The 21,430-nt window shown below is 55.0% G+C and carries 20 protein-coding genes; 15 read left to right on the top strand and 5 right to left on the bottom strand.

The annotated features are described in order from the left end of the window. Positions 1 to 122 precede the first annotated feature (122 nt). Both HQL52_11325 and HQL52_11320 read left to right on the top strand, forming a co-directional pair. Positions 123 to 1,742, top strand: coding sequence for a PAS domain-containing protein (locus tag HQL52_11325; protein MBF0370035.1), 1,620 nt, complete (start codon positions 123 to 125; stop codon positions 1,740 to 1,742). Further along, positions 1,732 to 3,120, top strand: coding sequence for a sigma-54-dependent Fis family transcriptional regulator (locus HQL52_11320; GenBank protein ID MBF0370034.1), 1,389 nt, complete (start codon positions 1,732 to 1,734; stop codon positions 3,118 to 3,120). The genes HQL52_11325 and HQL52_11320 overlap by 11 nt, the downstream gene beginning before the upstream one ends. A 260-nt stretch (positions 3,121 to 3,380) precedes the next feature. Here the strand turns inward: HQL52_11320 and HQL52_11315 are convergent, their stop codons facing one another. After that, positions 3,381 to 4,799, bottom strand: coding sequence for an S-layer homology domain-containing protein (locus HQL52_11315; protein ID MBF0370033.1), 1,419 nt, complete (start codon positions 4,797 to 4,799; stop codon positions 3,381 to 3,383). A 500-nt stretch (positions 4,800 to 5,299) separates the two neighbouring features. Between HQL52_11315 and HQL52_11310 the strand changes: the two genes are divergently transcribed. The 4 genes from HQL52_11310 (at position 5,300) to rpmE (ending at position 8,743) form a co-directional block, all read left to right on the top strand. Further along, positions 5,300 to 6,082 (top strand): prepilin peptidase, encoded by a 783-nt coding sequence (locus HQL52_11310; protein ID MBF0370032.1) that lies wholly within the window; start codon positions 5,300 to 5,302, stop codon positions 6,080 to 6,082. Between the two features lie 9 nt (positions 6,083 to 6,091). Further along, positions 6,092 to 6,730: a dephospho-CoA kinase gene (locus HQL52_11305; GenBank protein ID MBF0370031.1), complete on the top strand. Its 639-nt coding sequence runs from the start codon at positions 6,092 to 6,094 to the stop codon at positions 6,728 to 6,730. A gap of 496 nt (positions 6,731 to 7,226) precedes the next feature. Beyond that, a complete protein-coding gene (gene rho, locus HQL52_11300) occupies positions 7,227 to 8,480 on the top strand; it encodes a transcription termination factor Rho (protein MBF0370030.1) in 1,254 nt (417 codons plus the stop codon). A 53-nt stretch (positions 8,481 to 8,533) separates the two neighbouring features. Beyond that, positions 8,534 to 8,743: a 50S ribosomal protein L31 gene (gene rpmE / locus HQL52_11295; protein MBF0370029.1), complete on the top strand. Its 210-nt coding sequence runs from the start codon at positions 8,534 to 8,536 to the stop codon at positions 8,741 to 8,743. A 295-nt stretch (positions 8,744 to 9,038) separates the two neighbouring features. Here the strand turns inward: rpmE and HQL52_11290 are convergent, their stop codons facing one another. Together HQL52_11290 and HQL52_11285 are read right to left on the bottom strand one after the other, a co-directional pair. After that, complete coding sequence (locus HQL52_11290) at positions 9,039 to 9,476, bottom strand: methylated-DNA--[protein]-cysteine S-methyltransferase (protein MBF0370028.1); 438 nt, start codon at positions 9,474 to 9,476, stop codon at positions 9,039 to 9,041. Positions 9,477 to 9,583: 107 nt separating this feature from the next. Next, the gene (locus HQL52_11285; protein ID MBF0370027.1) at positions 9,584 to 9,790 is read right to left on the bottom strand and encodes a hypothetical protein; all 207 of its coding nucleotides are present in this window, start codon (positions 9,788 to 9,790) and stop codon (positions 9,584 to 9,586) included. 273 nt (positions 9,791 to 10,063) lie between these two features. Here HQL52_11285 and HQL52_11280 point away from each other — a divergent pair, with 273 nt between their 5' ends. Beyond that, on the top strand, positions 10,064 to 10,597 hold the full coding sequence (locus HQL52_11280; protein ID MBF0370026.1) for a hypothetical protein: 534 nt from the start codon (positions 10,064 to 10,066) through the stop codon (positions 10,595 to 10,597). Between the two features lie 569 nt (positions 10,598 to 11,166). On the opposite strand, the gene HQL52_11275 is transcribed toward HQL52_11280, so the two are convergent. Continuing rightward, complete coding sequence (locus HQL52_11275; GenBank protein ID MBF0370025.1) at positions 11,167 to 12,165, bottom strand: hypothetical protein; 999 nt, start codon at positions 12,163 to 12,165, stop codon at positions 11,167 to 11,169. Between the two features lie 295 nt (positions 12,166 to 12,460). Between HQL52_11275 and HQL52_11270 the strand changes: the two genes are divergently transcribed. From HQL52_11270 to HQL52_11240, 7 genes are all read left to right on the top strand, one after another. Beyond that, positions 12,461 to 12,697 carry a hypothetical protein gene (locus HQL52_11270; GenBank protein ID MBF0370024.1) on the top strand — a complete coding sequence of 79 codons (237 nt, stop codon included), beginning with the start codon at positions 12,461 to 12,463 and terminating at the stop codon, positions 12,695 to 12,697. A gap of 518 nt (positions 12,698 to 13,215) precedes the next feature. Beyond that, a complete protein-coding gene (locus HQL52_11265) occupies positions 13,216 to 15,597 on the top strand; it encodes a hypothetical protein (protein MBF0370023.1) in 2,382 nt (793 codons plus the stop codon). Between the two features lie 69 nt (positions 15,598 to 15,666). Then, a complete protein-coding gene (locus HQL52_11260) occupies positions 15,667 to 16,695 on the top strand; it encodes a rod shape-determining protein (GenBank protein MBF0370022.1) in 1,029 nt (342 codons plus the stop codon). A 760-nt stretch (positions 16,696 to 17,455) separates the two neighbouring features. Then, positions 17,456 to 17,884, top strand: a complete 429-nt coding sequence (locus tag HQL52_11255; protein MBF0370021.1) for a hypothetical protein — start codon at positions 17,456 to 17,458, stop codon at positions 17,882 to 17,884. Positions 17,885 to 17,955: 71 nt separating this feature from the next. After that, on the top strand, positions 17,956 to 18,342 hold the full coding sequence (locus HQL52_11250; GenBank protein ID MBF0370020.1) for a response regulator: 387 nt from the start codon (positions 17,956 to 17,958) through the stop codon (positions 18,340 to 18,342). Between the two features lie 140 nt (positions 18,343 to 18,482). Continuing rightward, positions 18,483 to 18,836 carry an STAS domain-containing protein gene (locus tag HQL52_11245; GenBank protein MBF0370019.1) on the top strand — a complete coding sequence of 118 codons (354 nt, stop codon included), beginning with the start codon at positions 18,483 to 18,485 and terminating at the stop codon, positions 18,834 to 18,836. Positions 18,837 to 19,307: 471 nt separating this feature from the next. Then, on the top strand, positions 19,308 to 19,934 hold the full coding sequence (locus tag HQL52_11240) for a MucR family transcriptional regulator (GenBank protein ID MBF0370018.1): 627 nt from the start codon (positions 19,308 to 19,310) through the stop codon (positions 19,932 to 19,934). Between the two features lie 183 nt (positions 19,935 to 20,117). Here HQL52_11240 and HQL52_11235 read toward each other — a convergent pair whose 3' ends face one another. Then, positions 20,118 to 20,318: a hypothetical protein gene (locus HQL52_11235; protein ID MBF0370017.1), complete on the bottom strand. Its 201-nt coding sequence runs from the start codon at positions 20,316 to 20,318 to the stop codon at positions 20,118 to 20,120. Between the two features lie 294 nt (positions 20,319 to 20,612). Between HQL52_11235 and HQL52_11230 the strand changes: the two genes are divergently transcribed. Next, positions 20,613 to 21,272 carry an ABC transporter ATP-binding protein gene (locus tag HQL52_11230; protein MBF0370016.1) on the top strand — a complete coding sequence of 220 codons (660 nt, stop codon included), beginning with the start codon at positions 20,613 to 20,615 and terminating at the stop codon, positions 21,270 to 21,272. Positions 21,273 to 21,430: the final 158 nt, after the last annotated feature.

Here is a 21,430-nt window from a genome sequence, read left to right as displayed (position 1 = left end):
TCTTAAGGCAAGGCCATCCTGAGAGGGGCAAGGATTGGCACCGGGAGCTCTTGTTTTCCGGTTGATGCCTGGGATCTGTTTGAGGGTTTGATGCAATCCGGCGGCAACGGGGGGCCGCTCCCATGGTGACCAACGCCGACCGTTTTTCCCAGCTCTCCAGGCTGACTTTCTACCGCCTGGTCATCATCAGTGTGCTTTTTTTGCTGACCCACTGGGTATTTCAACCCAAGGCGGGGATGCGTCCGGATCTTCAGGTTCAGGTTCTCTATCTCTTCCTGGGCCTGCTCTTCACCACCACTCTGGTCTATCTCATCTGGTTGCGCAGTCGTTCGGGTCTGGAAATGTTGACCCGTTTGCAGTGCGCCATGGATCCGGTTTTAGTGACGGGCCTGGTGATTCTCACCGGTGGTTTTCACAGCCCTCTCCCCTTTCTTTATGGTTTGGCGGTTTTGAATACGGCGCTTTTGCTGGGTCGCAGGGAGGCGTTGTTGGTGGCGGGGATGGTGGTGCTCCTGCTGGTGGTGGGGGTGACGGTCAACTCGATGTTGTTCGAAGTCCCTCTGGCTTCCTCCCGGGTGCTTTTGGGGCGGATGGTCTCCCATGGGGCGGCTTTTTTTCTCACCGCACTTTTGGGGGGGGCACTGGCTGAGAAGGCCCAGGGGCTGCAGATTGCCTTTGATCAGCAGCAGGATAGTCTGGCCAACCTGGCTTCCTTGAATCAGCAGATCATCGAGGCGATGCCATACGCCCTTCTTTCCGTGAATAATCAGGGGATTGTCCGCAGCGTCAACTCTGAAGTGGCACCGATTTTGGGGGAGGAGCCGGAGGGGATTGTGGGGCGTCCTCTGGTGGCGATTTTTCCGGAGTTCAAGTGGGCCATTGACCGGGCCGGGGGGGAGACGGTTTTTTTGGAAATGGCTTGGCGTGAGCGTATACTCGGGGTGAATTTGGCGCCCCTGACCGACCATCGGCAAGCGGTGATCGGCACGCTGATTGTGATTCGGGATCTATCGGAGGGCAAGCGGCTGGAGCGGGAGCTGGCGGAGCGGGACAAGTTGGCTTTGACGGGTCGCATGGCGGCTTATGTGGCCCATGAAATCCGCAATCCCCTGGCCTCCATTCTTTCTGCTACCCAGATGTTGGCGCTACGGGAGTCCCGGGATGAGCGGCGGCGTTTGGAGCAGATTATTCAGGAGGAGATTCGGCGTCTCAACCAGCTGATCAACGATTTTCTGTTTTTTTCCCGCCCCCCCCAGGCTTCTCGTAACCCCATAAATCTGCGTTCTTTTTTGATGGATGTCCAAGAGCGGTTGGGGCAGGATCCCCGTTGGGGAGAGAATCGGAAATTGGACATTTTGATTCCGGGAGGGGAAAAAATTCTGTTTGATGGGGATCATTTGCGGCAGGTTTTTTGGAATCTTTTCATCAATGCGGCCCAGGCTGCCCCGGATGGGGGTCGGTTGACGGTGACTTTTCGCAAGCTTCAGGTGTCGGGGCATTTGATGTCTGATTTGGCCAAGCAGGTGGAGGTGGAGATTTCCGATGATGGGCCCGGGATTGATCCGGAGTTGATGGGGCAGGTGTTGGAGCCTTTTTTTACCACGCGTTCTGCGGGAACGGGGTTGGGTTTGGCGGTGGTGGTGCAGCTGATGCATTTGAATCAGGGGCGCTTGGTGTTGGAAAATGCCCGGGAAGGGACCGGGTTGCGGGTACGACTCACCATGGAAGCGGCTGATGGCTAGAATATTGGTGGTAGATGATGAAAAAAATCTCCGGGAGCTTTTGGCCATGGCCTTGGAAGGGGCGGGTCATGCCGTTCAAGGGGCTGGGGATGGGATTGGGGCTCGCAAGGCGTTGGCGTCGGGATCGTGGGATTTGTTGATTACTGATTTGAAGCTGCCGGATGTGAGTGGGCTGGATATTTTACGGGAGGCCAAGGGGCGTACGCCGGAGCTTCCGGTGATTCTCATCACGGCTTTTGCTTCTACGGAGACGGCTGTGACGGCCATGAAGGAGGGGGCTTTTGATTATTTGGAGAAGCCTTTTCCGATGGAGGATCTCCACCTGGTGGTGGCAAGGGCTTTGGAGCAGGTTGATTTAAAGCGGGAAAACACTCGTTTGAAGGTGGCTTTGGAGGAGAGTCGGCCCAAGCGGGGGGTGATTGGCAACAGTCCGGCGATGCGGCGGATTTTGGAGTTGGCGGGACGTGTGGGGCGCACGAGTGCGACGGTTTTGGTAACGGGGGAGTCGGGCACGGGCAAGGAACTCATAGCGCGTTATGTGCATGATCACTCTTCCCGTTCGAAGGGTCCGTTCATTGCGATCAACTGTGCGGCGATTCCGGAGACGTTGATTGAGAGTGAGCTTTTTGGTCATACCAAGGGGGCTTTTTCGGGGGCGACCCAGAGTCGCAAGGGGGTGTTTGTTGAGGCGGACGGGGGCACTCTGTTGTTGGATGAGATTGGTGAGATGCCTTTGAGCACTCAGGTAAAGTTATTGCGGGTATTGCAGGAGCGTGCGGTACGGCCGGTGGGGACTTCCGGTGCGGAGAAGCCTGTGGATGCCAGGCTGGTTTGCACGACCAACCGTGATTTGGGCAAGGAGGTCTCTGAGGGTCGTTTTCGGGAGGATCTTTATTATCGGATTAATGTGGTGAATTTGCATTTACCGCCGTTGCGGGAGCGTCAGCCGGACATTCCGTTATTGGTGAATCGTTTTGTGGAAAAGTTTGCCAAGCGGTATGAGTTGCCTGTGCGTCGGGTGGAGCCTGCGGCGGCGGATTGTTTGGCCAGGTATTCTTTTCCGGGAAATGTGAGGGAGTTGGAGAATGTGATTGAGGGGGCGATTTCCCTTACCACCGGGGATACGCTGGACATTCTCACTTTGCCTCATCATATCAGGGAGCCTCAGCAGGTTGGGAGGAGCAGTGAAGAGGATTTGGGGGAGTTTGAGTTGCCTGAGAGTGGGGTGGATTTGGAGGGATTGTTGAGTGATATTGAGGCGAAGACGATTCGTCAGGCGTTGGAGAGGGCTGGGGGGAATAAGACCAAGGCGGCTGAATTATTAGGGCTTTCTTTTCGTTCGTTTCGTTACCGGATTTCCAAGCTCGGCGTCGAGTAAGCACCTTCGAACGCGTATATCAAAGAGGGGAGCTGCCTCTTCTGTGCCATTTTCCATTGGAACCACTATGGGAGAGTCGGTCGTTTTACAGGAAAAATCTGGATATCATTGTGGGATAGGCGGATCAGGCTGGCCGTTGGCTTCAGCTTAAAAAAAGCTCTACAGCGTCGCTAGGTACGCTGTAGAGCCAATATCGATGTGTTCTCCATCACTGTTAGAGTGGTTTTGGTCGAGGAGTTTTTCCAGTCAAGCGGTTTTATCTACTGGATCTGCTCCTGAATCCAGGCGGCAATGTTGGCGATCCTTCGGGAGGTGACATTGGTATCGTAGGAGAGAAATGTGGGAGACTGCGGGGTGGCCCCTCGCATCTCCGTGACCGAAACCAGCGCTGTGGCAATCTGTTTCGGGTCAACCCCATTCTGGATGTTGTTGAGATTTGCAGTCGGATCGCTGCCGTGACAGGAGGCTTGGCTGCAACCATAGAAAATACTTCCGCCATACAGAGCTTCCCCTTGTTCGGAATCTCCTTCAGTCACAGGAACAATCAACGAATCCAGATAGGCGGCCAGATCGGCCTTGTCCTGGGCCGTTAGGGTTCCCTGCAAGGATTCCATCTGCTGGACATTGGTCAGCGCATAATCGATCAGGGAGGTATTCAGTCCGGCCAGTATCCGGTTTTTGTTTTCCCTGGCATTGGTGTTGTGGCAGCTTGATCCGGAACAGGTCTTGCTGGTGTAGAGAGAGGCTCCGTCTACAGCATCGCCGGTAACGGTTGAAGAGGCGTATTCTGTAATCCAGGCAGCCAGATCAGCCACCTCCTGATCACTGAAGGCATACCCCATGGCAGCCATCTCGGAGACGCTCTCAAACGCATTGTCAATGGTGTCCGAATCCGTTCCGTTTTGAATGTTGTTGAGGTTTTCCGAGATATCCGCCCCGTGGCAGCTTGAATCAGCACAGCCTTGGGCGTTAAAGAGCAGTTCACCGTTGGCCGCATCTCCATCAACTTCGCTGCCGGAAGTTGCTTCAAGCCCGAAGGTCTTTACCAAAAATACCGCCATCTCAGCGCGGTTGATGGTCAGGCTGGGACAAAAATTGCCTTCCGCACACTCTCTGGTGGTATCCAGGGTGTCATCAGACCAACCTTCAGCATCCAGCTGTTCGATGAAGGATGCCGCCCAATAGTCGGCAGAGATGTCTCCGAAGATCGTACCCGTGGCCGTTGGCGGCGAGTAGTCGGAGCCATATTTGGTTCTGAGCAGGAAGATGGCCATTTCCGAACGGGTGATATTCCGGCTGGGGCAAAAATTGCTGGCGTCGCAACCGCTGGTGATACCCAGTTCCGATAGCCGTTCCACAAAATTTCCTGCCCAGAAACTCGTTGAAACATCATCGAAAATGGCACCACTTGCGGTGGATGGGGAGTAGCTTGAACCGTATTGTGACCGGAGTAGAAAAATAGCCATTTCCGCCCGTTGAAGATCGTTGTCCGGACAGTAGTTTTCCGAGTCACAGCCGCTGGTGATTTCATTGTCCGCCAGTATGTTGATATACGTGTAACCCCATCGGTCACTGGGAACATCTGTGAAAGCCCAAAGGGGTGTTACATAAAAAGCCAAAAACCCGAAGATCAACTTCATCACTGTTTTTCCGGTTACCCGGTTTGTAGAATGATACATGGTTCCTTCTCCATTCAGCCGGATTGTCCACTGTGCAAACTTTTTGCATGATCCGTTTCCCCATTCGCAGCAGCACCAGCCTGGAATGAGACAGCCAAGTGTTCAGATTTAAGTTTATTTCCTCCTGTTTGGATTTAGGGTCCAGGTGGTACCATTTTGTTGTTCTCCATGTATTGATTTATAGATGAACCATTTTTCCGGTCATGAGCAACTGGATTGATTTTTTATGATTTATACAGAGTCATGCGGAATGTAAAACGATTTATTTTTAAGATCTCAATTAAAATTTTTCATACATTTTTATGAATCAAAACCATCAATTTTCAGAGAGAAAATTAAGCTAAAAGTTTTATATTGTGATGTTCTGCTTTCAGTCTCATAAAGTGATTGAGAGGTGGTCTTTCCGGATTCGCCCCTGGAAGCGCGTCAACTATTGACGGATTCCCTCCCAAAGCGGGAATCTTAAGGAGAGAACTCTTTTTTTTATTTGGGAGACGCACATGTATTGGGAATTGGGTGTGATCGTTTTTGTCTACGGCGCGGTGATCGGGAGCTTTCTGAACGTCTGCATCTATCGGATTCCCCTGCAAGAAAACATCGCCTTCCCCGCATCCCATTGTCCCGCCTGCAAAAGCAAAATCCCCTGGACCGACAACATTCCCATCTTCGGCTGGCTCCGACTCAAAGGTAAATGCCGCCAGTGCGACGAAAAAATATCCATCACCTATCCCCTGGTGGAACTCCTCACCGCCCTCATGAGCGTCGGCATCATCCACGGCTGGGGCTTCTCCCTGGAAAGCGTCGCCCTCCTCATCCTGGCCTACGCCTTCATCGTCCTGACGGTGATCGACTTCTATCACTACATCCTCCCGGACGTCATCACCCTCCCCGGTATCGTCCTGGGGGTGCTGCTGGCCGCACTACCCTGGTTGGGAGCCCCCCACGCCACTTTGATGGACTCCATCATCGGTGTGGTGGCAGGCGGCGGCGGCTTGTGGGGATTCGCCTGGCTGTTTGAAAAAATCACCGGCAAAGTCGGCATGGGCTTCGGCGATGTGAAACTCCTGGCCCTGATCGGCGCCTGGATGGGATGGCAAGCACTCCCCTTCACCATCTTTTTTTCCTCGGTACTGGGCAGCGTCGTCGGCCTCACCTGGATCCTCATCGCAGGCCGTGATCGTTCATTACCCATCCCCTTCGGCCCCTACCTGATCATCTCCGCCTGGGTGTTTCTCCTCTACGGCCAACGGATCTATGACTGGTATTGGGGACTGGTGCTGTAGGATAAATCGATGTTTATCATCGGGATCACCGGCTCCATGGGGTGCGGTAAATCCACCATCGCCAAAATGTTGGAAGAGAAGGGGGCGCTGCTGCTGGATTCCGACCAACTCGCCCGCCAAGTGCTGGAGCCCGGCACCGAAGGGCTGCAAGAGGTGGTGGCGCACTTCGGCCCGGGGATTCTCGATGAGCAAGGCCACCTCCTCCGCAAAAAGCTGGGGGAGAAGGTCTTCGCCAACCCCCGGGAGCGCACCTGGCTGGAAAAAGTGGTCCATCCCCGGATTCGCCCCCTGCAAAAAAAACTTTTGAGCCACTACCATCAGCAAACCCCCCAAGGCATCGCCCTCCTCGATATTCCCCTGCTCTTCGAAACCGGGGAGGCGCAACTCTGTGACCTGACCGTGGTGGTCGCCTGTGGGGAAAAACAGTGGCAGCGGCTGGCCGAACGCCACTGGATGAGCGATGGGGTGAAACAAAAAGCCATCCAGCGGCAGATGCCCGAAGCCGAAAAAATCCAGATGGCCCACCGGGTGATCGACAATCGAGGCACTCTGGAAAAGACCCGCAGCCAGGTAAACGCCCTCTGGGAAGAGATCGTGAGGATAAACAAGACTCCCAGAATAGCGGCCTGGCCGGAAAAATGGCATTGACGAAGCCGCTTTGCAGTCAAATACTTTCAGTCAATCAGTAAAAACAAACCCCCGGAAGGCACTTTTTTCAGCCTGATGTGGATTTTCAGTTTGACAACAGGAAAACCGTCGATGTACGTTGCAGGGGCCTGTCCGGGACTCTTCGGGCAAAATAAACACTCCGAATGAGCCCACACCCTAGAATCAGCCCCAGACTCCTCTAAAAAGGCCCCAGGCTCCTCTAATAACAAAAATGCTCGTAGGCTCCTCTTTTCCGAGGCAGTTCCCACGCAAAAAAAAATTTAGAGGCAAATCCCACACACCGACCGGTGATTGCCGGTTATCCGTTTTTACTCAAAATCGAGTGAACCTTCGTCCGCGTTAACATAGCTTCCCTGACAAAATTCCGCCTTCGATCCATCCGCTTGATGAATTCCGGTTTATCCACCGGTCACAAGCTTATGGAACGAGCGATTTGGCGTCAGGACTCGTGAATACCGGAAAGATTAGGGATGCGATGAACCTTAAGGATTTGAAAGCAAAGAGCGTTTCGGAGCTGTCGGAACTCGCAGCTGAGAGAAAAGTGGATGGCATGAGCGGCATGCGCCGCCAGGAGTTGATCTACGCCATCCTCAAGTCCGAGAGCACCAACAACGGTCAGATCTATGGAGAGGGGGTGCTTGAGGTTCTCCAGGACGGCTTTGGATTTTTGCGGGCACCGGATACGAACTATCTTCCCGGCCCTGACGATATCTACGTCTCTCCCTCCCAAATTCGTCGCTTTGGATTGCGTACCGGCGATGTGGTGGAAGGGCAGATCCGCTCCCCCAAAGAGAGCGAGCGCTATTTTGCTTTGCTCCGGGTGGAAAAGATCAACTTCGAAGAGCCCGCCAAAGCGCGGGGCAAGATTCTATTCGACAACCTGACCCCCCTCTATGCAGAGTCACGGCTGCGCATGGAGCTGGAGGAAGTCAGCGATGACATGGGTCCCCGGGTGATCGACTTGGTCACCCCCATCGGCATGGGACAGCGAGGCCTGATCGTGGCCCAGCCCCGTACCGGTAAGACCATGCTCATGCAGCAGATTGCCGACTCCATCGCCAAAAATCACCCGGAAGTGATCCTCCAGGTGCTGCTCATCGACGAGCGGCCCGAAGAGGTGACCGACATGAAGCGCTCGGTGCGGGGGGAAGTGGTCTCCTCCACCTTCGATGAGCCCGCCACCCGGCATGTGCAAGTGGCTGAAATGGTGATCGAAAAGGCCAAACGCCTGGTGGAGCATAAACGGGATGTGGTGATTTTGCTCGACTCCATCACCCGCCTGGCCCGAGCCTACAACACCGTGGCCCCCTCCTCCGGGAAGGTGCTCTCCGGTGGTATCGACGCCAACGCCCTCCAGCGCCCCAAGCGGTTTTTCGGCGCTGCCCGCAACATCGAGGAAGGCGGCTCCCTCACCATTATCGCCACCGCCCTCATCGATACCGGCTCCCGCATGGACGAAGTGATCTTCGAGGAGTTCAAGGGCACCGGCAACATGGAACTCCACCTGGATCGCAAGCTGGTGGACAAGCGGATTTTCCCCGCCATCGACATCGCCAAATCCGGCACCCGCAAAGAGGAACTTTTGACCGGACGCGACGAACTCAGCAAGCTTTGGGTGCTCCGTCGAGTGCTCATGCCCATGGGTCCCCAGGACTCCATGATGTTTTTGCTGGACAAAATCCGCGCAACCAAAGACAATAACGAGTTTTTCGCCAGCATGAATAGCTAGCGGCCAGCAAATTTGCTGGTAGATACCCGGACACCCAGGGAGCTTAACCCATCATGAAACCAGGCATTCACCCTGAATACAAAGAGTGCACCTTTACCTGCGCGGGCTGTGCAACAGTCATCGTTACCCGCTCCACCGGCACTGATCAGTCCCTGGCGGTCTGTTCATCCTGCCATCCCTTCTTTACCGGTAAACACAAGCTGTTGGATACCGCAGGGCGGGTGGAACGCTTCCGGCGCAAGTATGCCAAAGCTGAAAAATAGTCATCCTTGGATCCCGGCTTGGTTTATCGGGATCCGGAATGCGGAATTTGGTTCGGCTCTTCCGTAAGCTTAGGAGGAGCCGTCCCTTTTTGTGTGTTCTGAATGATCAGTCATTCTCATTCAGAATGGCACACGTGCCTTGCCCTGTTATACCACTCCAGGGGAATCTGCGTAGGATGTGGTGAGCTGCGCGAACCGCATCAATCAAGACAGACGCGCCATTTTATCCTGGAACAACGCCATGGGCTGAATTGGTTTCCCGGAATTCGGGAAAGTTGGATCATCTCTTGGAAGCTTATTCCCGCCACCCCTCCAGGGTCAGCAGCGCCCGCTTGGTTTCAATCCCCTCCCCACCGCTGAATCCACCAAAATTTTTTCCTGCACCCACCACCCGATGACAGGGAATAAAAATGGGGAGTGGATTGCGAGCGACCGCTTGTCCCACCGCCCGTGGTGCACTCTTGAGCTCTTGGGCCAAATCGCCGTAAGTGGTGGTTTTACCAGTGGGAATGGTGAGCAGTTTTTCCCAGACGCGTTTTTGGAAAGGGGTGCCTTGGGGGTTGAGTGGCGGTAAGGGGGGCAGGTCGTAGGGGGTGTGAAAATAGCGATCAAGCCAGAGACGGGTTACCGGGGAGAGCTTGGCGTGGGCCAGGGGGGACCAGGAGAGTTTCAACAGACCGGCGTCAGCTTCCAGGATCCAAAGCTTGCCAACAGCCGATGCGTAATGGTTCAAGGTTTTGGCTTTACACGATGATGAAAAATGGTGGCTTGGAGAAGTGCCCTCCCCCAAGCCGTTGATTATGGCTTGAAAAAGGGGGGGGAAAGGTCAGCTGGATCAGATTATTTTTCGCCCTCTTCCAAAGCCTTCATAAAGATCGCCTGAAAATCCCCACTCTCCTGTTTTCCGGCAAACTCTTCACGGCCACGCATGCGGGGGGATGGATCTTCACCAGGACCGAGGTCCGGTTCCACCACCGCAGCACCGGCCCGTTGATAAGCCAACTCACCGTAAAGTCGCTGCAATCCCGCTCTGGATATACTTAGCATGATTTCCTCCGGAGACCATTTTTGTTTTGTTTCCCTCTTTGCACTACTGATCGGTTCGTTGGCTGGGAAGATTAAGGAAAAAATGATTTCTGAGGGTTGGATAGCCTTTTTTGGGCTGAGTTTCCTGGCAGGAGATACGTGTGGATTGCCTATGGGCGCTCTGGTAAAATAGAGGTTTCGCAGGGGGGGCTTGGGTGGGATTTTTTTCCAACAAGGCACATCCACCAATGATTGGTCCCCTTGTTTCGTTTGACCAAAAAAAGGGGGTTTGTCATGCAGCAGAAAGATCGTTTTTTATCTGTAAGCACCATTTTATTGGCCATAGCTCTGATGTGGCTGCCCACATCGGTTCAGGCTCAGGGGCTCTATCCCACTGGGGACGGTGATGGTGGGGGGATGGTGGACTATGCCAAAGGTACAGTTAAAACCGTCCAGGGGGAGATCAAGGGGGTTGAGACGGTCCGCAACCCTGATATGAATGAGGATGGTTTGCACCTTTCTTTCAAGACTGCTGATGAGGGCTATTATAACGTCCATGTGGCTCCTCAGTGGTATGTGGATTTGAAAAAGTTTGATTTTAAGGAGGGGGAGCAGCTTTCGATTTTGGGTTCGGCTTTCCATAATGCTGGGGAGCAAAATCTTTATGCTGCCACCATTACCCGGGGTTCTGCTGAGATCAAGTTGCGCAATCCTGAGAGTGGTGCTGGTTTGTGGATGCGTCGTCCCAGTCAGGGTCAGGGGCAGGGTCACATGGAGGGTCAAAAGCGGCGGAGCATGGAAAACCGGATGCGTCGGGGGGGCTATTGATTTTACTGGTAGGGGTGAAGGGGGATTATCCCCCTTCCGGGTTTGGGCGGAGCCCAAGGTTTGTCTTTTGACTCTAATCCTTTGACTCTATGCTTTCAAATTCCCAACGGGTTTGGGCGGAGCCCAAGGTTTGTCTATCCTTTGACTCTATCCTTCAAAATCCCCAACGGGTTTGGGCGGAGCCCAAGGTTTGTCTTTTGACTCTAATCCTTTGACTCTATGCTTTCAAAATCCCCAACGGGTTTGGGCGGAGCCCAAGGTTTGTCTTTTGACTCTAATCCTTTGACTCTATGCTTTCAAAATCCCCAACGGGTTTGGGCGGAGCCCAAGGTTTGTCTTTTGACTCTATGTTTGTTCAAGCATAAGAAGGCGTATCAGCCTTGATTGATGGTTCATTGATGCGGTTCGCGTTGCTCGCCATATCCTACATGGATTAAACGTGCGCCCTTCTTCTTTGGAGAGACTGTAGCCTTCAAGCCTTGGATGCAGGCCAAAAAAAAAGCCCGGCCCCCGATTCGATTTCGGGGCCGGGCTTTTTTAATGTGTGATGCTGCTGAGAAAGGGTAGGATCAGGAGATCAGTGCTTCCAGCTCTCCATCGTTGGCATCCTTGCCCTTGAGATAACCATAGACACCCACACCCGCGATGGCGGCCCCTGCAATCAGCGCAGGCCCCCAGGCTCCGAGTCCCAGGCCCAGGCCAAGGCTCAGACCGGTTCCCTTCCAGATGGTGCCGGAAGCGCCTACGGCTTTGGCGGTGTTGGCGGCTCCAGCGGCAGCCTGGGTGGTGCCTGCACCGGCGCCAGCTCCAGCCCCGGCAGCAGGAACTGCTGTGGTAAAGGCGATGGGTTGAGCGTTCAGGGCAGCTCCGGCTCCGGCTGCGCCAATTCCGGCTGCGGCTTTGGCGGCTGCGCCACCCACCGGCTTCATGATGATCCATTTGCCCGCACCAGCTGCGGCGATGGGGGCTTTGGAGATGGTAACGGTTTTGCCAGCGAGGGAGGAGAGTTGCCCGGCAGCACCATGTTGTAGCTTCAAGGCGACCATTCCCTTGCCAGTGCTGGTTCCGGCAGTGGGCTGAAGGAAGAGCCATTTTTGAGCGGGAGCACCCATCATGGGTGGCTTCATGACGGTGAAGGTTTTACCTGAAAGTGCTGGCAGTTGCGTGGCCTGAGCAGCTCCTTCCACCTGCATCATGAAGGAGGTGGTGGTAGCAGCCTTGGCAGCGGCTCCAGCTCCGGTGGCTCCGGCAGCCCCCGCAGCGGCGGCGCCTTTCGCCGGGGAGAGCACCAACCATTGGCCGATACCTCCCAGCATGGTGGGGGATTTACCCACCGTGACGGTTTTGCCAGCGAGACCTGCTATTTGGGAAACCTGCCGGGTGCCTTCGATCTTGACGGCCATGGAGCTGCCACCTGCACCACCGGTGGGAGAGAGAAAAAGCCAGTTGGCAAGCCCGTTACCGGCAGAGGAGACTTTACCCACCGTGTAGGTTTTGCCAGCCATGCCGCCGAGCTTGGATGATTGTGCGGCCCCTTGTACCTTGAACATCATGGTTTTTGCAGGCATGGGTTATCTCCCTCAAGAATCCCGGTTTTCGGTTTGAAATTTAGAGTTGATCGTGAAGCGTCAAAGAGCGCTCCTACGTTAACAAGACACAAGAAGTTATCAAAATAGATGCCTGTTTTCCAGAAAAATCCCCTTTTCACACCCTTTTTTGCCATCCTTGGGGGAGAAAAATGTCGGGCTGTCTGTTTTAAGAAGGGGCCGACACCGCCGTCGTGATTTTCATGAATTGTCTATTGTTTTGATAATCTCATTGATATTGTTGCAGTATGTGACAGTGTCCGGAGCAAAATTTTTCATGGTCATCCAAAATCTGCAACAGTGGATGGATGCAGAAAAAGTCCGGCTGCAAAAACAGTTTGATCTCGAATATGAACGAAAACTACAGCGACTCAACACCGGGCTTGGGGAGAAGATCATGGCGGAACTGCAACCCGTGACTGACCTGATGGGTGAGGCTGCCGGGGATCGGGGGGAAACAATGGAGAAGATTCGTTCACTTCTGGAAAAAACGATCCGGGAAATGATCGCTTGAGTGGTTTCAGCGGTCAGGATCCGATCAGGACGCCTTCCCGTTGGAAGCGGTCTCATTTTAGAGGTTATCTCTTCCTGGAAGGTTGCTTGAAATGGTTGCGAGGAGTGATATCGATCCCGTCGGATCTTTCCAGCTACCCTGTATCAGATGAAAAATCGGTTGAAAACAGGGTTAAAGTGGCCTATGTTGCGATGTTGGACAGCTGTCATTGAGCGTCTGTGATGGGGTTTGGAGCGGCAGGGGGAAGCAGGTTGGGATGGCTGGGGTTGTCGGGGAGGTGACTCCGGTAAAACCACTCACCATTCCCCCTTCTCTTTGATCCAATTCGATTCCAACATAATCCAGGGAAAAGCCAGCTGTGGCGCTGCCCCAAAGGGAAATCCCCGTGCCATCAGAAGAGGGGCTTGATCCGGAAATCCCCTGCTGAAGGTGGGATCGCTCAAAGGTTGATGAGGTAAAAATTTCCGTCCGGCGGGTTTTAATCTTTCCGGGCAGGTCCATATTTTCAAGGAGTTCTGATGTCTCAAGGGAACGAACCGCCCAGCAACGATCCCCCAGCCAGCCAGACTTCCACCCCACAGGGAGGGGAGACGTTACAGGGTTTGGCTGCCTTTCGCGCAGCGGCCACCCGGGTGGCGGACAGAAGAAAAGGCTTGGATGCCAGTTGGAACGCCCGCAAAAGGTTTTCCCCACCTTCAGGGGAGGGGGAAGCCCAAAGCCGGGAAATCGAACTGGCCGAACCCACCGAGGAGACCAGAAGCCCCATGACTGAAAAGCCCACCCAAACCCCGGATAGCCAGGCTCTGACCCCCAGCGTGGAAAAAGCCGCCGGACCTTTTCGGGCCTCCTCCCAAATATCGGGTGATACGCCCACGCCAGTGGTCACGGAAACCGGCATCGAACTGATGGAAGCCCAGGCAAGTAGCGCTTCTTCCCTGCCCGCTGCCACCGATACCGAGCCTGCCACCACCCGGAATCGACCCCGGGGCCTGCAACCAAGTCTCTTTCGCTTTAACCAGGCTTACGACGATTTGTCCCAGGTGCGTCGCTCGGTGCTGGAAATTGGCCCCGGCTCTCCGGAAACCGGCCTGCTCAGATCGGGCCAGGAGCTTCCGGGGGGGCGTCGGAAAAGCCGGATCGGTATCCAGACGGGAACCCGGGCCTATAAAGCCGGCTCCCCGATCCCCTATGTTCCGGGAGAGATTCCGGGCCTTCAGCAGGAAACCCTGCCCGAAACGGCCCGTCCCCCCGAGCCTCCCCCCGAGCCTTCCACCGAGCCTGATTCGGAGGTGGCACCCGTGAATTCACAAACCGTTTTCAGGAAGGCGCCTCCCCCCCAAAGAGTGATGACCGGCGATCCGGTGGAGCAGGCTGCCACGGACAGTTCGTTTGTGGAGCCCCTGCAAGCGGCGATTCCCCTCCCCAAGAGTGTTCCATCCAGGGAGCGGGTTGGCCAAGAGGCCCAGAGTCGGGAAGAGAGCCAGGGAAGTGTCGGTGGGGAGACCCTGGAGGTGGCGGAAGCTGGTGACGGCAACCTGGCGGATATTCTCAACGATCTTTTCGATGCCCCCGGCAAGGAGAGTGAAGTCCCGACTCCACTGGCCCCGGCTCCCAGCGCCCCTGAGACCCCGGCGCTCCAACAGCAGGCTGCCAACGAGGAAACCGCAGATGAGACCCCCCTCACGGTGACCGCTGCCGAAACCGCCATTCAGGTTTTGGAGGAGGTGGCTGGCGATGAGGAACTCACCGGGGATGGTCTTTCATTTGCTGAATTGGCCGCCCAAAGTTTGATCAAACCGGTACGCAATCTGGACCCCCTCCCGCCGGTGGAAGGGCAGGATGCAGCCACCCAAGGGGAAGCCATTCTTTCGTCGGCTGCGCCCGAATCAGATCTGGGCGCTTTGGCCCGGGAGGGTATCAAAGACCCGGTTGAGGCAGAGGCCGCTGAGCAGGCCCCCCAACTGATCGCCATGGCTGAAGAGGTCAAATCCACCGAATCTACCGAATCCACCGAAAGGGCCGCAGTCGAAGCAACGCTGGCGAATCAGGATACGGTGATTCTGTCTGCCAGCGAGGTGCAAACGGTCGATGCCGGGGAGCAAGCCCCGGAGGAGCCCCCTGCCTCACAAGAGGTGCCCTTCGTCACCCCGGTCACCCCGGCCCAAGGGGAAAAACAGCGGATTTGGCAAAATCTCGCCGATCCGGATGGCCAAGGGGAAGCAGCCGTTTCTCAAGATCCCTTCTCCCCCTGGAAACCGGAATCGGGTCAGGTGGAAGCGCCGACCATTCAATCCACCGCCAAGGCCCCCCAGGTGGCCGCCCGGACCGAAACGCCTCAAATGGCCGCCCGGACCGAAACACCCCAGGTAGCGGCCCCCCAGGCAGAGGTCAAAGCCTCTCCTGCTTCGACCCCGACCCCAATGCCCACCCCCTTTTCTCCAGAGGATCCGACCCTTTTCCGGCAGTCCAAGGAGAGGGTGCAGATGGGTGAAGTGCTGGAGCCGGAAAGGGGTCTGGCGCCCCGGGCGATTCCCGTTGAGGGGCTTGCCACCGGTGTCGTACACCTGCTGGGGGATATGGTGGGTGGTGTGATTGGGGCGGGGCGGTTTTTTTCAGCCACCCTTTCAGCGCCATTTCGCAAAAAAAGCAGCCAGTCCACCCCCCGTGGGACCACCTCCAAATCTCTGTCGATTCCCGGAGCGGATCTGGTCGGTCGGGTCTCCTATGGGGTGATGGCCATGGTGCGGGGCGTGGGGCAGATCCTCAAAGGGGGTGGTCAGGTGATCATGGGCACCCTGAATTGTCTGGGAGGAGCCATGACCTGCATCGCCACGGAGGTGTTGGGATTTGGCAACGGGCAAAAAAAATCGGATGAGCGGGCTCAGCTGGGGCATTGTTAACCCAACTGGGATTCAGGTTTAGCTTGAAATCAATGGTTTTCACCCCTGGAAGGCTAAAGAGGGAGCAATATGGATAACTCCAATCAACTGTTTCTCGGCATCGATCTGGGTACCTCCCGGACCACCATCATGTCCAACCGGGGTGCCAAGGAGATGGTTCGTTCCGTGGTGGGTTATCCCCGGGACATTATCGGTGTCAAACTTCTCAATCGCACCAGCGCCATCGGTGAAGAGGCCCTGGAAAAGCGTTCTTTCATGAACCTCTGCTTTCCTCTCTCTGAAGGGGTGTTGAAGGAAGACAGCGAAAAGCAGACCCAGGCTGCTCGGGAACTGCTTCAGCATGTCATCACCCTGGCCAACCCCCGGCCCGGGGATCAGGTGTGCGGCATTGTCGGCGTACCGGCCCGGGCCTCAGTGACCAACAAAGGGCAGCTGCTCAGGATCACCGAGGATTTGATGGATATCTCCCTGGTGGTTTCCGAGCCGTTCATGGTGGCCTATGGTCTCAATAAACTGAACAACGCCATCATCATCGACATCGGCGCCGGCACCATCGACATCGCCGCCATGAAAGGCAACATCCCTGGCGTTGACGACCAGCTGACCCTGCTCAAGGCGGGGGATTATGTGGACGAAGTGTTGGCAGCCGCCATCTCCGAGTCCTATCCGGATGTGCAGATGACGCCGTTTCTGGCCCAAAAAATCAAGGATGCCCACGGTTTTGTGGGTGAGCCTCCGGGGGAAGTGGTGGTGACGTTGCGGGCGGGTGGTAAGCCGGTACCCCATGATGTGACTCGGGAGGTTCGCGCTGCTTGCGAGACGATTGTGCCCAACATTCTCGATAGCCTGGAAGAGCTGGTCACCACCTTTGATCCGGAAGATCAGGAAGAGGCGGTGGGCAACATCATCCTGGCGGGTGGTGGTTCCAAGATTCGGGGATTGGATGTGGCATTGGCCAGCCGTTTGGGTGACTTCGGCGAGGTGAACATTTCCCGGGTGGCGGATCCCGACTATGCCGGATGTGCGGGCGCCTTGAAGTTGGCGACTGAGTTGCCGCCGGACTATTGGAGTCAGGTGGGTGAGGTGGCCGGGGGCTGATCGTCCCATCCAGAAAGAGATATAATGGGGGCTGGGAAACCGGCCCCCTTTTTTTTGGTCGATTCCTGGAGAGTGCATTGGAACGACCAGGGAACGATTTTCCCAACAAAATGGACCTTTCCTTTCCCTTCTCCCCTCCTCTTCCCTTTTCTCCTGTAGGATGCGGTGAGCTGTGCGAACCGCATCGTTCGGAAACTTTCCCAGGCATTTCAACCAGTTCAAAAACTTTCCCAGGTATTTGAACCAGAGCCTCTATCCTTTGGATTGGTAGTGTGAACCCAATGAGGTGGTTGATGAGGGAATGGCTTGGATGATGCCATGGGGTTTTGATTGATGCGGTTCGCACAGCTCACCACATCCTACGTTTGTTTCTGATTTATCCTGATATTTCAATCAGTTTCACATATCTCCCTCATCGTGGGGTTTTGTCCCCTTTGGCTTTTTTGGCTGGGGAGGAGCTGTTTCCTTGGGGTTTTTTGCTCCAAGTGAACAGGTTTCACAGGGAATATGGGGTGCTCCCAAGGGTATTTTTTTAGTGAGAAAACCACAAAAAACTCAACGAAAACAATCGACAAATAACATTTTCCCTGTATTGATTCAGCCTCGGACTTTTCCATAATAAAAAACCGGCGTGGAGAACTCTTCAATATTTTTTGTGGTGCTCCCCGGGTCAGTATGGAGACAACAAAAAACGGATGAATGATTCAATCAATCGTCACAGGGAAGCGAAAGACGATTTTCTCCAACAAGGAGAGTGACCATGAATGTGATGCGACTGGTAGCAGCTGGTAAGCGGTTGATGAAGCGGAGTGAATTTGACAAGAGCGAAGTCTATTTCACCACTGCCATCGACACCAGCGAGATCATCGGTTGGCAGGAAGCTACTTCAGAAGCCACAGATCTTTATTACAAGTCGGCCACAGAGATGCGTCAGATTCAAGCCCTGATCTATTACTACCGGGGTAGTTCCCGCCTGAGTCAGGACCATCTGGAAGCCGCTTTTTCGGATCTGGATCGGGCGTTGGAATTGAGCCCCAAGCTTTGGCCGGCCCAGGTGGAAAGAAGCCTCTGTGAGATGCTCTGGTCCCGCCACGGCCATTCTCAACGCGCCAAGGTTAGAGAGTCACAGCCCATGGAGAATCCCGGTCAGTTGAACGCCTGCTGGGGTCAGGAAGCCTGTACCGCATAAACGTTCCATTTCACTGGGGATCGGGTCTGGAATCCAAGGCTTGCCCAGTTGCCGTGAGAGAGGACGAGGAGATGACCCATATTCTCGTAGCGGACGATGATTCCATTTTCGGAAGCAATCTCAGTGAAATTCTCAAGCGGAAGGGATTTAAGATCCAGATAGCCCAAACCATGCTGGAGGCCCTGGAAAAAGCCTCCCAGAAGCGCTTCGATGTGATCCTCTTGGATCAACTGATGCCCGGAGCTGCCAAGGCGATGACCCTGACCCAACTGAGAGAGATGGACCAGTCGATCAAAATCATTTCCATGACCGCCTCACCAAAGGTGATCAATGGCTGCATCGAAAACCGGATCAAACCCGATGCCGTCATCGCCAAACCGTTTGTCATTGGCCACCTTCTCAAGGAGATCGAAGGGGTGTTGGCTTGGAGTCAGACAGATAAAGCCCGGGTAGCTTAATCTCCACGGATCATTCCAAAGAAGGAACAGGCATGAATCCATTTATGACCGGCACACCATCCGATCTCCAATCGAGACCGACCGGTGATCGTGATCGCCACACGGGTTTCGTGGCCAAGGGGGAGAAGGAGAACGCTCAGATGAAAAATATCCATACCCATACCGATGGAGATGAAGTGCGTATTGCCATTTCCGGCGGGTTTGTCTTTTCCATTCACAAACTCTTCAGGGATTCCTATCGAAATAAACGGCCAGAGATGCGATACACTGTTGATTTATCTGCGGTATCCCATCTGGACAGCTCAGCTCTGGGCATGTTGCTGCTGTTGCGGGAACATGCGGGGGGGGAGGCCTCGGATGTGGCTATCATCAACTGCGCCCCCAAGATTGAAAAACTTTTGGAAATAGCCCAGTTTAACCGGCTGTTCCAGATTCAGGCACGGCGTTGGGAGCCGCAGGTGCGTGAGGAAGAGACCTCTTCGCAGGCTGAATGATTGCCCCCTCTTCCTTTTATCCTCTCGCCATTGGCTGAGGCTCGGTTGGGTCGATTCGATGGTTTTGAAATATTTTCCTCCCAGTTTCCAGGGCTGAAAAACCGGTTTTGTTTTATCCACCAGCCCTGGGGCTGGTTTTTTTTTGGGGTTATTCGGGCGTTTTTGTTTTTTTTGAAGGATTTTTTTGTTGATAGGTAAATATTTTGTCTTCGGTGGTAGAGGCCGTGGTGTGGCAACCTGGAAAATGGCATGATATCTTTGAACGAGTGATAGTTGATTCAGCAACACTTATTTCAGAACGCTTCGATGAGACCCATTTTTTTCTTCCCTGGTAGCTCAATGGGTTGTTGGATGGGTAGAGAGTGATCGTTTGTTTTGGCTTTCCCAACCGGGTCCAACCCAGACCATCCTGACTTGAGATGGTGGGAATCCGGGGGGAGGAGAGGGTCAGGCGAGAGGGAGGGAGAAATAATGAACGGCATTTTTGGTACTGTGGGGTTGTTGAGCACCATCGGTTTTTTCCTGATAAAAATGTATTGGGCCAAGCTGGAACAGGAGTCTGGTGAGGAGAACAAGCCTACCTCTCAAACAAAGCCTCCCCAGGGAGACTCCCCCGATCCATCCCCGATCCAAGCAGCCCAGCCCCCCCCCCCCATTATCCGAGACCCTGCTCCCCCACCCAAGTCCGAGCCCAAAGCCGCCACCAAGCCCGAGCCCAAGAAGCCCGAGCCCAAAGCCGCTGCCAAGCCCGAGCCCAAGAAGGCCCAGCCCGAGCCCAAGAAGCCCGAGCCCAAAGCCGCCGCCAAGCCCGAGCCCAAAGCCGCTGCCAAGCCCGAGCCCAAGAAGGCCCAGCCCAAAGCCGCTGCCAAAGCTACTAAAAAGAGCCCAAAGCCTGCTAAAAAACCGGCGGCAGCTCCCAACATTTCTCCCGACCAGGCGATTACACCAGAGGGTATTACCTGCCTGATCTGTGGCAAATCGGTCAAGTTGCTAAAATCTCACCTCAAAAGAAGCCACCAAATGGAGCCTGAGGCCTATCGGAGTCAATTTGATCTGAAGGCGGATTATCCCATGACTCCCCCCAAAAAGCGCCAATAGCTCGGGGGGATGGGCGTTTGGGAGGGGCGCTTGGGAGAGTGGCCCTTAAGTCAGGGCGTGGGGTGGACACCAGCAGCTTAAGGTGGATAACCGATGACTGGATATTGGATCAGTCGATCGTAACGCCCCCTCCCCCACACTTCAGGACGCTCCTGCCCAAAGAGTTGGTGTCCAGCCAAGGGGTCACACCATCATGGGTTGGGCTGCCGGCATGTGCGCCTCCATGCGTCGCCACTCCCTCTCCGGTACCACCCGAAGCACCTTGGCTTTGAAGAGCATCAATCCAGCCTGATGGGACTGGCGCAAGAGTTCCGGTACATCCTCCTGATCCATCCATAACCAGCCGGTCTGTGTGCCGTCAAAAAATTCAACTGCATATTTCATGGTTTCGGCTCCATTTATTTCCTGCTGGAGGATGGTCGTACCAGAAGGAAAGGGATTCTGCCAGTTGATGGTATCCATGGGATGAAGCGTCGCAAAAGATAGGCCAATAAATAAAATCAATCCTTTTTTTCACTCTTCCCAGCCACTCTTTTCCAGGGCCGACTTTCTGTATTTCCCGCCAAGCACTTGGTTCAGGGTTAAAAAAATCGGCCCTTACTATAATGATCGGCAAATTCGCGCCCCACCTTGACGACACTTTGGTCCCATGCTCCACTCCCTAAGATGAACGCGTTGATGACACTGGAGGAGGTGGTTTTTGCCTGGCCCGGAGGGGGGGATCCCCTTTTGGATGGGGTGTCACTCACCCTGAACCAAGGGCAGCGCCTGGCGATCCTGGGAGAGGAAGGGAGTGGTAAGAGCACGCTGATGGGGGTGATGGCGGGGCTTCTGGCTGTGGAGAGTGGGCAGATTTTGCTCATGGGGGAGCCTCTGATCTTAGTCCCCCAAAGGGAGCGGGTTCGACGGCTGGGACTGCTTTTTGGTGATCCCACCCGGCAATTTTTAACCCCCCGGGTGGGGGAAGAGGTGGCCCTGGGACCAGCCAGCCTGGGTCTCTCCGGGGAAAATCTCCATCAGCGCGTGGCCGACTCATTGACCCTGGCCGGGCTTGGGGGGGGGGATATCAAACGCTCTTTGGCGGGATTGTCCGCAGCTGAAGGGGCCAGGGTGGCTTGGGCTGCGGTGATGGCCAACCATCCCCGATTGCTGTTGTTGGATGAGCCGGGGGGGTGGCTCTCCGAAAGGGGGGAGGGGCAGATGGCGGCCAGGTTGGGGGATTATGTGGCGGCAAAGGCAGGGGGCTTGATTGCTTTTACCAGCCGACCCCAGCGGGCCAAGCTGTTTGCCGAGGAGATTTATCGCCTGGAAGGGGGGCGCTTGAGTCCGTTTTCCTGAAGAATCATTCCGGCTGGCTCCCAGGGTTTGGGGGGGTGAATATGGGGGTGTTTTTTTCTTATTAAATCAATCACTTTAAACACCAGCATCCAAACGGGCACCCTCCCTGATCACAACGCCTTTTCCCGGGAGAGGATCGGGGTATACTCTTTCGGCGG

The organism is Magnetococcales bacterium, from assembly GCA_015232395.1.
In the GTDB taxonomy this organism is placed as follows: Bacteria; Pseudomonadota; Magnetococcia; order Magnetococcales; family JADFZT01; genus JADFZT01.
The sequence above is the reverse complement of the archived record's forward strand: the minus strand, read 5'-3'. Positions and strand labels throughout refer to the sequence as shown.

Excerpts from the sequence above, each read along its gene's own strand:
- HQL52_11325 (MBF0370035.1), top strand. The coding sequence starts at position 123 with ATGGTGACCAACGCCGACCGTTTTTCCCAGCTCTCCAGGCTGACTTTC.
- HQL52_11315 (MBF0370033.1), bottom strand. The coding sequence starts at position 4,799 with ATGTATCATTCTACAAACCGGGTAACCGGAAAAACAGTGATGAAGTTG.
- HQL52_11310 (MBF0370032.1), top strand. The coding sequence starts at position 5,300 with ATGTATTGGGAATTGGGTGTGATCGTTTTTGTCTACGGCGCGGTGATC.
- HQL52_11305 (MBF0370031.1), top strand. The coding sequence starts at position 6,092 with ATGTTTATCATCGGGATCACCGGCTCCATGGGGTGCGGTAAATCCACC.
- rho (MBF0370030.1), top strand. The coding sequence starts at position 7,227 with ATGAACCTTAAGGATTTGAAAGCAAAGAGCGTTTCGGAGCTGTCGGAA.
- rpmE (MBF0370029.1), top strand. The coding sequence starts at position 8,534 with ATGAAACCAGGCATTCACCCTGAATACAAAGAGTGCACCTTTACCTGC.
- HQL52_11285 (MBF0370027.1), bottom strand. The coding sequence starts at position 9,790 with ATGCTAAGTATATCCAGAGCGGGATTGCAGCGACTTTACGGTGAGTTG.
- HQL52_11280 (MBF0370026.1), top strand. The coding sequence starts at position 10,064 with ATGCAGCAGAAAGATCGTTTTTTATCTGTAAGCACCATTTTATTGGCC.
- HQL52_11275 (MBF0370025.1), bottom strand. The coding sequence starts at position 12,165 with ATGCCTGCAAAAACCATGATGTTCAAGGTACAAGGGGCCGCACAATCA.
- HQL52_11270 (MBF0370024.1), top strand. The coding sequence starts at position 12,461 with ATGGTCATCCAAAATCTGCAACAGTGGATGGATGCAGAAAAAGTCCGG.
- HQL52_11265 (MBF0370023.1), top strand. The coding sequence starts at position 13,216 with ATGTCTCAAGGGAACGAACCGCCCAGCAACGATCCCCCAGCCAGCCAG.
- HQL52_11260 (MBF0370022.1), top strand. The coding sequence starts at position 15,667 with ATGGATAACTCCAATCAACTGTTTCTCGGCATCGATCTGGGTACCTCC.
- HQL52_11255 (MBF0370021.1), top strand. The coding sequence starts at position 17,456 with ATGAATGTGATGCGACTGGTAGCAGCTGGTAAGCGGTTGATGAAGCGG.
- HQL52_11250 (MBF0370020.1), top strand. The coding sequence starts at position 17,956 with ATGACCCATATTCTCGTAGCGGACGATGATTCCATTTTCGGAAGCAAT.
- HQL52_11245 (MBF0370019.1), top strand. The coding sequence starts at position 18,483 with ATGAAAAATATCCATACCCATACCGATGGAGATGAAGTGCGTATTGCC.
- HQL52_11240 (MBF0370018.1), top strand. The coding sequence starts at position 19,308 with ATGAACGGCATTTTTGGTACTGTGGGGTTGTTGAGCACCATCGGTTTT.
- HQL52_11235 (MBF0370017.1), bottom strand. The coding sequence starts at position 20,318 with ATGAAATATGCAGTTGAATTTTTTGACGGCACACAGACCGGCTGGTTA.
- HQL52_11230 (MBF0370016.1), top strand. The coding sequence starts at position 20,613 with ATGACACTGGAGGAGGTGGTTTTTGCCTGGCCCGGAGGGGGGGATCCC.